Source organism: Mesorhizobium sp. WSM1497 (assembly GCF_001672455.2).
GTDB lineage: Bacteria > Pseudomonadota > Alphaproteobacteria > Rhizobiales > Rhizobiaceae > Mesorhizobium > Mesorhizobium ciceri.
On sequence record NZ_CP021070.1, the window covers coordinates 2,292,203 to 2,305,439 of the forward strand.

The 13,237-nt window shown below is 63.9% G+C and carries 11 protein-coding genes; 3 read left to right on the forward strand and 8 right to left on the reverse strand.

Annotated elements, in window-relative coordinates; all coding sequences use genetic code 11:
• Positions 1-5 precede the first annotated feature (5 nt).
• On the reverse strand, positions 6-2,195 hold the full coding sequence (locus A9K65_RS11070) for an anthranilate synthase (RefSeq protein WP_024504524.1): 2,190 nt from the start codon (positions 2,193-2,195) through the stop codon (positions 6-8).
• A gap of 319 nt (positions 2,196-2,514) precedes the next feature.
• On the opposite strand from A9K65_RS11070, the gene A9K65_RS11075 reads away from it, so the two are divergent.
• Entirely contained in the window at positions 2,515-3,285 is a 771-nt protein-coding gene (locus A9K65_RS11075; protein WP_064994767.1) for an isocitrate lyase/phosphoenolpyruvate mutase family protein, read from the forward strand.
• 1 nt (position 3,286) lies between these two features.
• Here A9K65_RS11075 and A9K65_RS11080 read toward each other — a convergent pair whose 3' ends face one another.
• From A9K65_RS11080 to A9K65_RS11095, 4 genes are all read right to left on the reverse strand, one after another.
• Positions 3,287-4,342 carry a succinylglutamate desuccinylase/aspartoacylase family protein gene (locus tag A9K65_RS11080; RefSeq protein WP_064994768.1) on the reverse strand — a complete coding sequence of 352 codons (1,056 nt, stop codon included), beginning with the start codon at positions 4,340-4,342 and terminating at the stop codon, positions 3,287-3,289.
• A gap of 86 nt (positions 4,343-4,428) precedes the next feature.
• Positions 4,429-5,601, reverse strand: a complete 1,173-nt coding sequence (locus tag A9K65_RS11085) for an MFS transporter (RefSeq protein WP_024504527.1) — start codon at positions 5,599-5,601, stop codon at positions 4,429-4,431.
• Positions 5,602-5,726: 125 nt separating this feature from the next.
• Positions 5,727-7,103: an FAD-containing oxidoreductase gene (locus A9K65_RS11090; RefSeq protein WP_064994487.1), complete on the reverse strand. Its 1,377-nt coding sequence runs from the start codon at positions 7,101-7,103 to the stop codon at positions 5,727-5,729.
• Entirely contained in the window at positions 7,100-7,561 is a 462-nt protein-coding gene (locus tag A9K65_RS11095; protein ID WP_013529944.1) for a membrane protein, read from the reverse strand. The genes A9K65_RS11090 and A9K65_RS11095 overlap by 4 nt, the downstream gene beginning before the upstream one ends.
• Positions 7,562-7,696: 135 nt before the next feature.
• Between A9K65_RS11095 and A9K65_RS11100 the strand changes: the two genes are divergently transcribed.
• Positions 7,697-8,254: a sugar O-acetyltransferase gene (locus A9K65_RS11100; RefSeq protein ID WP_024504529.1), complete on the forward strand. Its 558-nt coding sequence runs from the start codon at positions 7,697-7,699 to the stop codon at positions 8,252-8,254.
• A gap of 5 nt (positions 8,255-8,259) precedes the next feature.
• Here the strand turns inward: A9K65_RS11100 and A9K65_RS11105 are convergent, their stop codons facing one another.
• The gene (locus tag A9K65_RS11105) at positions 8,260-9,255 is read right to left on the reverse strand and encodes a helix-turn-helix domain-containing protein (protein WP_024504530.1); all 996 of its coding nucleotides are present in this window, start codon (positions 9,253-9,255) and stop codon (positions 8,260-8,262) included.
• A 126-nt stretch (positions 9,256-9,381) separates the two neighbouring features.
• Here A9K65_RS11105 and A9K65_RS11110 point away from each other — a divergent pair, with 126 nt between their 5' ends.
• Positions 9,382-10,026 (forward strand): cysteine hydrolase family protein, encoded by a 645-nt coding sequence (locus A9K65_RS11110; protein WP_024504531.1) that lies wholly within the window; start codon positions 9,382-9,384, stop codon positions 10,024-10,026.
• Between the two features lie 66 nt (positions 10,027-10,092).
• Here the strand turns inward: A9K65_RS11110 and A9K65_RS11115 are convergent, their stop codons facing one another.
• Both A9K65_RS11115 and A9K65_RS11120 read right to left on the reverse strand, forming a co-directional pair.
• Positions 10,093-11,772 carry a formate--tetrahydrofolate ligase gene (locus A9K65_RS11115; RefSeq protein WP_024504532.1) on the reverse strand — a complete coding sequence of 560 codons (1,680 nt, stop codon included), beginning with the start codon at positions 11,770-11,772 and terminating at the stop codon, positions 10,093-10,095.
• A gap of 313 nt (positions 11,773-12,085) precedes the next feature.
• Entirely contained in the window at positions 12,086-13,210 is a 1,125-nt protein-coding gene (locus A9K65_RS11120) for a DUF2333 family protein (protein ID WP_013529949.1), read from the reverse strand.
• Positions 13,211-13,237 lie beyond the last annotated feature (27 nt).

Genomic DNA, 13,237 nt, shown 5'->3' on the forward strand with positions numbered 1-13,237 from the left:
GATCGTCAGGCGGCCTTTTCCTTGGCCTTGCGCGGCAGGTGGGCGACGATGTTCTCGATGATGCGCATGCCGGCATTGTGCCCGAGCGTCATGATCGATTCCGGGTGGAATTGCACTGCGGCGATCGGCTCCTTGCGGTGCTCGAAGGCCATGATGACGCCGTCCTCGGTCTCGGCCGTGACGATGAAATCGTCGGGCAGCCGCACCGGATCGGCAAAGATCGAGTGGTAGCGGCCGACGGTGACTTCCTTGGGCAGGCCGGAGAAGATGATGCCGGGCTTGGAGACGCGGATGCGCGACGGCTTGCCGTGCATCGGTATGTGCAGCTGCCGCAGTTCGCCGCCATAGGCCTCGGCCAATGCCTGCAGGCCAAGGCAGACGCCGAAGATCGGCAGTTCGCGGGCGCGCGCCTTCTTGATGGTTGCGGCGCAATCGAAGTCCTTCGGCGTGCCGGGGCCGGGCGACAGCACGACGAGGTCGGGTTTCAGCCGGTCGAAGACTTCCTCAGGCACCGGCGAGCGAACGGTCGAGACGTTGGCGCCGGTCTGGCGAAAATAATTGGCCAGCGTGTGGACGAAACTGTCCTCGTGGTCGACCAGCAGGATGTTGACGCCGTCGCCGACGCGCGCGGTGGTGCGCTCGGTGCTGGCGGAATTGCCTGTCTTGGCGTCGCGGATGGCGGAGAGCATGGCGGATGCCTTCAGTTCGGTTTCGGCTTCTTCTTCCTCGGGAATGCTGTCGAACAGCAATGTGGCGCCGGCGCGCACTTCGGCAATGCCGTCCTTGATACGGATGGTGCGGAGCGTCAGGCCGGTGTTCATGTCGCCGTTGAAATTGACCATGCCGATCGCGCCGCCATACCAGGCGCGCGGGCTCTTCTCGTTCTGCTCGATAAAGCGCATGGCCCATAGCTTCGGCGCGCCGGTGACGGTGACCGCCCAGGCATGCGACAGGAAGGCATCGAAGGCATCCATGCCTTCGCGCAGCCTGCCTTCGATGTGGTCGACCGTATGGATCAGGCGCGAATACATCTCGATCTGGCGCCGGCCGATGACGCGCACCGAACCCGGCTCGCAGACCCGCGACTTGTCGTTGCGGTCGACATCCGAGCACATGGTCAGCTCGGATTCATCTTTCTTCGAGTTGAGCAGTTTCAGGATCTGCTCTGAGTCGGAAATTGCGTCGTCGCCGCGCTTGATGGTGCCCGAGATCGGGCAGGTCTCGACGCGGCGGCCGTTGACGCGCACGAACATTTCCGGCGAGGCGCCGATCAGATATTCACCTTCGCCCAGATTGATGAAGAAGGAATAGGGCGACGGATTGATGGCCTTCAGCTTGCGCGAAATCTCGGACGGCTGCGTCTCGCAGCGCTCGTAGAACATCTGGCCCGGCACGACCTCGAACAGGTCGCCGCGCTTGAACGAATCCATCGCCTTGCGCACCAGGTCGGCATACTCGCCGGGTTCATGGTCGCCGCGCGGCGGGATGCGGTCGGGGCTCTTGAACGGCTCGGAGATTTCGTCGCGCGGCAGCCCTTCGGTCGAAAAACCCTCGCCGGCATAGTCGTAGCGGTCGGTCCATGCCTTGGCCGAATAATGGTCGACGACCAGGATCTCGTCAGGCAGGAACAGCACCAGGTCGCGCTGGCTTGGCTTGCGTTCGAGCTTGTAGTCGACCGGGTCGAACTGGAAGGCGAGGTCGTAGCCGAAAGCGCCGTAGAGACCAAGATTGGCGTCTTCCTCGGTCTTGAACAGAGCGGTGATGGCGCGCAGTACGGTGAACACCGAAGGAACACGGCTGCGCTCTTCTTCCGTGAAGACACGGCCGGGCTTGGCGACGTCGAGACGGATGAGCCTTTTCGATGTCTCGGCGATGGTGATATCGGCCAAGCTATCCAGCGCCTTGCCGATGACCGGCAACAACACCTCGCCACGGCCGTTGAGCGCCTCGATACGCATGGCGCGGCCGCGCGCGGAGACAACCAGAGGCGGGTCGATGATGGCGGTGTCCCAGCGCGTGTAGCGGCCGGGATATTCATAGTTGGAGGAAAACACCGCGCCGCGGCGCGAATTCAGGCCGTCGACGTAAGCGTCGATCGCGCCCGCATACGGCCGGTCGTGGCGCGCGCGGGTGATGGTGATGCCACCCGCGGTCACGAAACTTTCCGCGCCGTTTTCCAGAACCTTCATCGTCATTGCCGTCTCCATCAGCTTCTTGGGGCAACGGACCCGGGAATGGCTTGGAAAAAACAAATGGCCGCCCGGACTTTCCGTTGCGGCCACCCTCTCTATTCACGCGCACGTGTTCGAACAGGCCGCTGTCAGCAGGCCCACCACCAAATGGTCTTGATCGAACGCATATTCATGGCGAAATCCATAGCTGCGAAAAGAAGGATGCGCAACAGGTTTGAAAGTCTGTTCGTTGGCCGCCGCTTCTCAGGCTCATGGCACATCGCCAGAGCCGACAGTGCCGCTTAGAGTGCTCATCCAACAGCAGGAAGACGGGAAAACAACCATGACCGAGCAGATCGAGCGCGCGCGGACGTTTCATTCCCTCCACGTCAAGGGCAACCCGGTCGTCCTCTACAATGCCTGGGATCCGGGTTCGGCCAAGATCATCGAGAAAGCGGGTGCCAAGGCGATCGCCACCGGAAGCTGGCCGGTCGCGGCCGCGTTCGGCTACGCCGATGGCGAGAAAATCCCGCTGGAACTGGCGCTCGACAACATCAAGCGCATCGTCGGGTCGGTCGATCTGCCGGTGACCATGGACCTCGAGGGCGGCTACGGCGTTGACCCGGAAATCGTCGCTCGCACGGTGGCGTTGGCGCTGCGGGCCGGCGCTATCGGTTTCAATTTCGAGGATCAGATTGTCGGTGGCAGCGGCCTGCATGACATTTCCGTGCAGGCAAAGCGCATCGAAGCCGCGGCGGCGGCCGTCAAGGCTTCCGGCATACCGGCGTTCATCAACGCTCGAACCGACATCTTCCTCAAGGCGAAACCGGATGCGCATGATGACGTTCTGCTCGACCAGGCCATCGAGCGCGCACAGGCCTTCGAAAAAGCCGGCGCGCACGGCTTCTTTGCGCCGGGCCTTGGCGACGAAGGCCTGATCGAGACGCTCTGCAAGGCAATTGCGTTGCCGGTCAACATCATTGCGCTGGCGCATGTGCCGCCGCGCCAGCGGCTGGCGGAACTGGGTGTCGCCCGCATCAGTCACGGCCCGATGCCTTACCGGCAGATGTCCGAATGGCTGGAGGCGAAAGCGCGACTGGCTATTTCGGGCTAAGTCAGTCCTCCAGCGTTCCCGACCGGGCATCAGTGCTCTTCCTGTCGCCGACCAGCTTCAGAAGATCTTCGCCGGCGCGGATGATGCGGCGCGAGCGGCGGGTCAGGATGATGCCGTCCTGCGGCGCGAACACTTCGGTGCGGCCATCGGTTTCACCCGGTGCATGGACGATGGTGGCGAGGCGCGCGCCCTTGGCGACGCGGTCGCCGGGCTTCACGTCGTAGAGCACGGCACCGGCCCGTGGCGCCGGCATCATGTCGATGTTTTCCAATGGCGCCACGAAGCCGGTGAAAGGACCCGGCGCGGGCAGGGCGCTGTCGGCGATCACGCCGCGCGCCACCAGCAGCCGGTAGAGGCCGTCGGCGTCGGCGGCGGCCAAGGCACCGTCGACATCGAGGATGCCGCGATATTCGACGGTGGTGGCGACGCGACGGTCGAGCTTGGCCACATCGGCGGGGACGTTCTGATAGGGCATGATCGAGGCGCCCTCGAAGGTGCCGTCAGTGTCTTCGCTCCACAGCACGACCGCGTCGACGCCCATGGCGGCGGCGCAATCGGCCATGGCAGGCCACAGGCTGGTGTGGACGTAGAGATAGGCGAGGCCCTCGTCATCGCAGTGCAGGTCGAGCATGATGTCGTGGCCGAGCGACAGCTGCACCAGCCGCGTCTTCAGCCGCTGGTCGACGCTGCCAAGGGTGGTGTCGGGCAAGAGCGCTGTGTCGGGCGCCGTTAGCAGCGGAAAGCCGCGGTTGAAATTGGTGCGCGTGCCGAGATGGAAGCGGCCCTGATGCTCGCCGAAATGATATTGCGCCCGGCCGATCGGGTTGGCCCAGGGCACGATGGTGAGGTTGCCCTCGATGCGGCCTTCGGCCTCCGCCCTGGCAAGCATCGGCATCAGCGCGTCGATGGCGACGACACCCGGCAATTCGCCGGCATGGAGTGCCGCCTGCAGATAGGCCGAAGGAGCAGCCTTGTCGGAACCAGTGAAGCGGAACAGCGGGAATTCGTAGGAAACCCCTTCGCTTTCGCCGGCGATGCGTTCGATCGATTTCTGCATGACTTCCTCCATCAGGAGCGAGAGACATGCGATTTGAAGGCGCCGATGTCGATTGGTCCAGCCTGCCGCGCTATGGGCGCAAGAGACTATTCAGCCGGAAGCGGGATGACCGGCGCGCGCCGGTCCAGCGCCTGCGACAGCACAGCGACGGTGACCGCCAAAACAGCGAGTGCTGCGCCGACCAGCGGCAAATTGGCATAGGAAACACCGGCGGACAGGGCCACGCCGCCTATCCAGGCGCCGCTGGCATTGCCGATATTGAAGGCGCCCTGGTTCAGCGTGGCGGCGAGGTTCGGTCCCTCGGAGGCCGCCTCGACGACCCGGATCTGCAACGGCGGCACGACGACGAAGATGAGCAGGCCCCACAGGAAGACGATGCCGATGGCAACGCTGGCGATTGCGCCGAACTGCCTGAATCCAACGAAAAGCAGGGCCATCAGCAGCAGGGTGCCGATCACTGTCGGCATCAGTTTCCAGTCGGCCAGTCTGCCGCCGATGATGTTGCCGATGGTCATGCCCGCGCCGAACAGCAGCAGAACCCACGTGACTGCCGAGGTCGACAAGCCCGATACCTCGGTGAGGTAGGGTTTGATGTAGGTGAAGACGGTGAACAGGCTTGCGGAGGTCAGCGCCGCGATCAGCATGGCCAGCCAGACCTGCAGCTTGCCCAGCACGCGCAGCTCGCCGCGCAGGCCGCCACCGCTTGGCTCGGCGACATCGGACGGCACCAACCAGGCGATCGCTGCCACCGAGATCAGGCCGATACCGACCACGGCAACGAAGGTGGAGCGCCAGCCGAACGCTTCGCCAAGTGCGGTTCCGGCGGGAACACCCAGGATGTTGGACAGCGTCAGCCCGGCGAACATCAGCGCGATAGCGCTGGCGCGCTTGTTGCGCGGCACCAGGCTGGCGGCAACGACCGAGCCGATGCCGAAGAAGGCGCCGTGGCCGAAAGCGGTGAAGACGCGCGCGGCCATCAGCGTCCAGTAGTTGGGCGAGATGGCGCAAAACAGATTGCCGACGACGAACAGCACGGCCAGCCCGACCAGCACCGGCTTGCGCGGCAAATGCGCAGTGGCCATGGCGACGATCGGGGCGCCGAAGACGACGCCCAGCGCATATCCGGTAACCAGCAGGCCCGCCGCGGGGATCGACACGCCGAGGTCGGCGGCGACCTCAGGCAGCAAGCCCATGATGACGAATTCGGTGGTGCCGATGCAGAAGGACGCAATGGCAAGCGCAAGGATCGGCAAGGGCATGGTGCGTCCAGACTGAATCGGTTCAATTCCAGACTGCGCGAAGCACGCCACCGTGCGCAAGCTGCATTGCTGCATTGCAGCGATGCAGAAAAGGAAGAGCTTTAAAATGGGTCTTCAACGGGCTGTCACGCCAGCGGCTTCAGCTCCTGGGCAATGGTGGGCAGCAACTCCGAAACATTGGGATGGATGTGCACGGCACGCGCCAGCGTGTCGACGGGCGCCTTGGCGTACATCAGGTCGAGCACACAATGGATAGCCTCGTCGCCGCCGGGGCCGAGCACCGAGCAGCCGAGGATCTCCCTGGTGTCGGCATCGACCAGGATTCTCATGAAACCCTGCGTCTCGCCCTTTTCGATAGCGCGGCCGACGCGGGTCATCGGCCGCTGGCCGACCAGTGCGCGACGGCCGGATTTCTTCACCGCGGCCTCGGTCATGCCGCAGCGGCCAAGCGGCGGGTCGATGTAGAGCGCATAGGCTTCGATCCGGTCGCTGACCCTCCGCGGATCGTTGTCGAGCAAATTGGCGGCGACGATCTCGTAGTCGTTGTAGGACGTGTGAGTGAAGGCGCCCCTGCCGTTGCAGTCGCCCATCGCCCAGATGCCGGGCACGCTGGTGCGCAGCTGGTCGTCGACGGTGACAAAACCGCGCTTGTCGACCTCGACGCCGGCCCTTTCCAGGCCGAGATCGTCGGTGTTGGGCGTGCGCCCCAGCGCCAGCAGCACATGCGAGCCGACCGCCGGTGGCTTGCCGGCGGAGAAGGTCACGGCGATGTCGTCACCCTGTCTGGCGAAGGCAATGTCGTCGGCGCCGACATGGACCGCGATGCCTTCGTTTTCGAGGATCGACAGGATGGCGGCGGAGACATCCTCGTCCTCGCGGCCGGTCAGGCGCGGGCTCTTCTCGACGACGGTGACTTCCGCGCCGAAGCGGCGGAACATCTGAGCGAATTCGAGCGAGATGTAGCTGCCGCCGACGACGACGAGATGGCGCGGCAGCACGTCGAGATCCATCATCGACGAGTTGGTCAGATAGTCGATGTCGTGGATGCCGGGAAGGTCGGGCACCGAGGCGCGGCCGCCGGTGTTGAGGAAGATCTTTTCGGCGGTCAAAAGATCGTCGCCGACGCGCACCGTGTTGGCGGATTCGAAACGCGCATGGCCGCGATAGAGGGTGCACTTGTCCATGCCGGCAATCCAGGTCTCAAGATTGGTGCGGGCGTCGATCGTCACCTTGTCCTTGCGCGCCTTGATCACGGCGTAGTCGACGCCGACGGGGCCACTGAGCGTCACGCCGTAGTCGGCGGCGCGGCGCGCCAGATGCGCGGCATAGGCGCTGGCGACCATGGTCTTGGTCGGCATGCAGCCGGTGTTGACGCAGGTGCCGCCGACCAGCTTGCGCTCGATCAGCGCGACGCTCATGCCGGCGGCCGTCAGCCGCCCGGCCAGCGGAGGGCCAGCCTGTCCGGCACCGATGATGATGGCGTCGAAGATTTTCGTCGTCATGCCACCGCCGCTACGATCAGCAGGCCGCCGATGATCGCCACCGCGTCCTCGATAAAGGCGGCGGGCGGATCCTTGCCGAAGGCGGCCGCGAGCCGGCCGCGAGCTTCGGCGCCGCCCAGCGTGCCGATGACAGCGCCGATGGCCCCCGCGATCAGGCCGCCGATGGTGGCGCCACCGGTGGCGCCGATCACCGCGCCGGTGAAAGCGCCCGTAACGATACGGGCGCCGAACTGCTGGGGTACTTTACGGCTCGGCGTCGACGGCAACTGGTCGGTGACCAGCTCGACGATGGCCAGGATGGTGAAGATGCCGACAGCCGCCCAATGGCTCATGAAGCTCGCCCAAGTGCCGGCAACCGTCAGCCAGCCGAGATAAGCGCCCCAGGCAATGGCGGCCGGCGCCGTCATGGCGCGAAGACCGGCAATGACGCCGATCAGAAGTGCCAGAATGTAGAGCATGGTCGATCCCCCTGGATCACGGGCCAAGACGGCCTTGAGTCACAGGCTACCATAGGTCCAATATTTGACCAGTACTGGCATCGGCGCTTTTGGCTGCACTTGTGCTTTGCAAGGACGTGAACTGGAGACCGCATCATGGCTGAGAGCGAGCGCGTGAAGATGGTGGCCGGCGAATGGTATACCTGCCTCGATGACGAACTGGAGTCGTTGCGGATGATAGCGCGCGATGCGGTGTTCGAGCACAACTTGCTGCCGCCTCGTCAACGCGGCAATCTCGGGCCGGCTCTGAAGGCACTGCTGGGAAGAGCCGGCGAGGGCGCCCGTATCGAGGCGCCGTTCCACTGCGCCTATGGCTTCAACATCTTTCTCGGCGACGGCGTGTTTCTCAATGCCGGCTGCACCATCCTCGACACGGCGAGCGTGCGCATCGGCAAGGCAACGCTGCTCGGCCCGAACGTGCAGATCTACTGCGCCGAGCACCACAAGGAGGCCAGTGGGCGGCAGGCCGGACTGGAGATCGCCCGACCGATTGAGATCGGCGCCAATGCCTGGATCGGCGGCTCAGCCGTCATCCTTGGCGGCGTCAGCATCGGTGAAGGCGCCACCGTCGGCGCCGGTGCGGTGGTGACGCGCGACGTGGCGGCGAACGCCACGGTGATCGGCAATCCGGCGCGGCCGGTCAAGCGGGGCTGAACAGGTCAGGACGACAGGACATACGTCATGCGCTCTTCCTGATCGCCTCGCCTGGAAAACTCGCGCCGGTATTGCGCCGGCGATGTCCTCAGTCTCGCGGCAAAATGCTGACGCAACGAGGTGGCGCTGCCGAAGCCGGCTTCGAAGGCGATCATGTCCATCGATTTCTCCGTCGCTTCCAGCAAACGCTGCGCCAGTTCGATCCGCTGGCTGGTCAGCCAATCGCCAAAGCTGGCGCCGATCGATTTCTGAAAGCGACGGGTAAAGGTGCGGCGGGTCAGGCCGGCGGCCTCGGCGACGCGGTCCAGGCTATGCGCCTCGCCAAGCGTCGCGCGAACCGCGTCGAGGGCCTGGGTGAAGCGGTCGGCGTCCGCGCTTCTTGCCACCGGATGCTCGATGAACTGTGCCTGCCCACCCTGCCGGTGCGGAGAAAGCACGATCTGGCGGGCGAGCCGCAGTGCTGCTTCCGCGCCATAGCGGGCGCGCACGATGTGGAGACAGCAGTCGAGGCCGGCGGCGACGCCGGCCGAGGTCACGACATCGCCATTGTCGACGTAGAGCACCGCGGCATCGACAGCGATGTCGGGATGGAGTGTTTGCAATTGTTCGCAATAGGCCCAGTGCGTCGCGGCACGTCGGCCCGAAAGCAGCCCGGCCGCTGCAATGGCGAAGGTGCCGAGGCACAGGCCGACAATCAAGGCGCCGCGTTGGTGCGCATGGCGCAGCGCTTCCATCAGCAGCGGCGATACCGGTTCGCTCAGATGATGCCAGCTCGGGATGATGACGATATCGGCGCCGTCGAGCCCTTCGAGCCCATGCGGCGCGGCAATTGTCAGCCCGGCTTCGGTATGGATCGGGCCGGCCTTGACCGCGCAGATGCGGAAGTCGAAGCGCGGCAGGCCAAGCGCCGTCCTGTCCTCGCCGAAGACCAGGCACGGTACGGAAAGATGGAACGGGCTGATGCCGTCGAAGGCGAGGACGGCAATGATCGGGTCGTTCATGGGTGCTTCCAGCGGTTGAATGCGGATTGTCCCAATTCTTTCGAATGATGTCAATCGGGCCACTTTCGGCTGTCTGGCAGCCCGCCTATCTTCCATCCATCGAATTCAAGCCGGAAAGGAAACACCATGTCTGACCCAGCCAACACCGCGCCCCGCCGGGCGCTGATCGTCGTCGATGTGCAGAACGATTACGACGGCGGCAATCTCGCCATCCAGCATCCGCCGTTCCGCGACAGCGTCGTCAATGTGGCACGCGCCATGGATGCAGCGACTGCTGCCGGCATCAAGGTGGTGGTCGTCAAGCAGATGGCGCCCGAGACCTCGCCGATCTTCGCCAAGGGCAGTCACGGCGGCGAACTGCATCCCGAAATCGTCAGGCGCAAGCGCGACCATTATGTCGAAAAGAACCTGCCCTCCGCCTTCACCGGCACTGATCTGGAAGACTGGCTTCGCGCCAATGCCATCGATACGATTACGGTGGTCGGCTACATGACGCATAATTGTGACCTGTCGACCATTATCCACGCCGTGCATATGGGCTTTGCCGTCGAGTTCCTGTCGGATGCGACCGGCTCGGTGCCTTACGCCAACAGCGCCGGCTACGCCTCGGCCGAGGAGATCCATCGCGTGGTCACGATCATCCTGCAGTCGCGCTTCGCCGCCGTGCTCAAGACCGCCGAATGGGTGGAGTGCCTGCAGACCGGCGCGCTGCCGGAGCGCGACACGATCTTCGGCTCCAACCAGCGGGCCCTGTCGCGCAGCGCAGCTTAGGGCTATCCGAAAAAACAGAAGGGCGCCGCATCGCTGCGGCGCCCTTTCTGTTTGAATTGAAGGATTTTAGAACAGGCCTTCGATATTGCCGGCCTCATTGAGGAAGATCTTTTCCGAGGACGGCGCCCTCGGCAGGCCCGGCATGGTCATGACCTCGCCGCAGATGATGACGACGAAGCCGGCACCGGCCGAAAGCCTGACCTCGCGCACCGGCACGGTGTGGCCGGTCGGCGCGCCGCGCAGGTTCGGGTCGGTCGAGAAGGAATACTGGGTCTTGGCCATGCACACCGGCAAATGGCCGTAGCCGGCGTCTTCCCACGCCTTGAGCTGGTCGCGCACCGACTTGTCGGCGATCGCTTCCGAGCCGCGATAGATGCGCTGGACGATGGTGTTGATCTTCTCGAACAGCGGCATGGCGTCGGGATAGAGCGGCGCGAACTGCGAGGCGCCGGATTCGGCCAGTGCCACCACCTTGTTGGCGAGATCCTCGATCCCGGCCGAGCCGTGTGCCCAGTGCTTGCACAGGATCGCTTCTTCGCCCATCGAGGCGACATAGTCCTTCATCGCCTGGATCTCGGCGTCGGTGTCGGAATAGAAATGGTTGATGGCAACCACCGCCGGCACGCCGAACTGCCTGATGTTCTCGATGTGGCGGCCAAGATTGGCGCAGCCCTTCTTCACCGCTTCGACGTTTTCCGTGCCGAGGTCTTCCTTCTTGACGCCGCCATTCATCTTCATGGCGCGCACGGTGGCGACGATGACCGCCGCTGCCGGCTTCAGGCCCGCCTTGCGGCACTTGATGTCGAAGAACTTTTCAGCACCCAAATCGGCGCCGAAGCCGGCTTCGGTGACGACATAGTCGGCGAGCTTGAGCGCCGTCGTGGTGGCGACGACCGAGTTGCAGCCATGCGCGATGTTGGCGAACGGCCCGCCATGCACGAAGGCCGGGTTGTTCTCCAGCGTCTGCACCAGGTTCGGCTGCATGGCGTCCTTCAGCAGCACAGCCATGGCGCCGTCGGCCTTGAGGTCGCGGGCATAGACGGCTGACTTGTCGCGGCGATAGGCGACGATGATATCGCCGAGGCGCTTTTCCAGGTCCTTCAGGTCGGTCGACAGGCAGAGGATCGCCATGACTTCCGAGGCGACGGTGATGTCGAAACCGCCCTCGCGCGGGAAGCCGTTGGCGACGCCGCCGAGCGAGCAGATGATCTCGCGCAGCGCGCGGTCGTTCATGTCCATGACGCGGCGCCAGACGACCCGGCGGGTGTCGATGCCGAGCTCATTGCCCCAGTAGATGTGGTTGTCGATCAGCGCCGAAAGCAGGTTGTGTGCGGTGGTGATGGCGTGGAAGTCGCCGGTGAAGTGGAGGTTCATGTCCTCCATCGGCACGACCTGCGCATAGCCGCCGCCGGCGGCACCGCCCTTGACGCCGAAGTTCGGGCCGAGCGAAGCCTCGCGGATGCAGACGATCGCCTTCTTGCCGATGCGGTTCAGGCCGTCGCCGAGACCAACCGTGGTCGTGGTCTTGCCTTCGCCGGCCGGCGTCGGGTTGATGGCGGTTACGAGGATCAGCTTGCCGTCCTTGTTGCCCTTCACCGATTTGATGAATTCGGCTGATATCTTGGCCTTGTCGTGGCCGTAGGGCAGCAGGTGTTCGGTCGGGATGCCGATCTTCTGGCCGATCTCCTGGATCTGCTTTTTCCTGGCGCCGCGCGCGATCTCGATGTCGGACTTCACTTCGGCCATGACGGCTTTCCTCTGGATTGGACGGTGGAGGGGACGGGTTTGGTCTTACTGGCAAGCAGGTTGGAACCGGGCGCGGGCATGTTCTAACCCTGTCGCTGCCGCGGCGTCAACTTGTATGCAACTATGTTTCCTCTTGAGAAAATTCTTCTGCGGACCGGCCGACCTGTCGTCGGTTCTTCCTGGCTCCGTTGCCGCGCCGTATAGAAGCCAGAGGACGCGTCGTTCCGCCGTCTCAAAACAGCCGCACAATGCACGGAATGCGACAGAGGCGACGGCGCAAATTCACCATCGCCTGGTCCCTAATGGAACAGCGCTACTGCGTCAGAACGTTGCTGATTTCGACCATGTTGGAGCGCACCCTGAGCACATAGAAGCCCATCGTCGTCAGATGCGTCGGCAACAGCCAGCCATCCTCGCGGCCATTGGCGATGATGAAAGGCTGGATCTTCAGCGCCGAAACGAACTGCGAGTCCATCGTGTCCCACAGGTTCTGCAGATGCTTTTCCTTGATGACGTCCTCGAAGTCGGCCTGGGCGCCCTTCATCAGGCCGTAATAGCCATAGAGCTGGCCATAGGCGAACCAGTAGCGGTCGTCGGCGCGGAAGTCGAACCAGCCATTGTTGTGGTTCTCGGCGCGTTCCTTGAGGATCGCCGAGGTCGAGCCGATGTCGGACGAGATGCGGTCGATATACTGTTTCAGATTGTCGGCGCGGGCGTCGAATGTCGCCTGGCAGGTGGCAAGGCGAGCGTTGAAGGAACGCAGCATGCGCACGGCGTCGCGATAGTAGCTCGGCGTCGGTGTCTTGGGGCCGAACGGGTTCAGGCCGAAATACCAGGTCTCCTCGTCGAACTGCAGGTTGCCGCGGGCATTCTGCAGATCGCTGTCGATCTGCGAGGTGGTGCGGACGCGGCCGAGATTGTCGGCGAGTTCGGTCGCCGTGCGCCGCACCGCCTGGTTGATGCCGCGCTGGAAGGAGGCCTTGTTGTCCATCCACGGCGTGTTGTCCCAGTCGATGCCGAACAGGCCGAGCTTGTAGAGGATCATCGACGAGATCCAGGCATTCTGGTTGACGTTGAAGTCGGTCAGGTCGGCGGCGATCTGGGCAATGCCGGAGTTGCCGCAGGTCTTGGCCGTGTCGGTGCCGGCGCCGGCGGAGACCTGTTCGCCAGCGGAGACATTGCGCTTCTCGAACGTGTAGGTGTCTGGATAGTTCGGGTTGAAATTGTTCCACCACTGGGTGGCGTAGAAGAAATTGGCATAGAGGCCGATCAGCACCAGCAGAGCAAGGCCGACCGCCGCCTTGAGGATCCAGCCGCGTTGCGTGTACCAGCGTCCGGCCCACAGGAACGGCCAAAGGATGACGCCGATCAAAAGCCCGATACCGCGGCCGATCCACTGGAAAATGCGGGTGAAGAAGTTCACGATCGGATCGAGCATGGCTGTGTCACCCCCCTCAAGCATGAT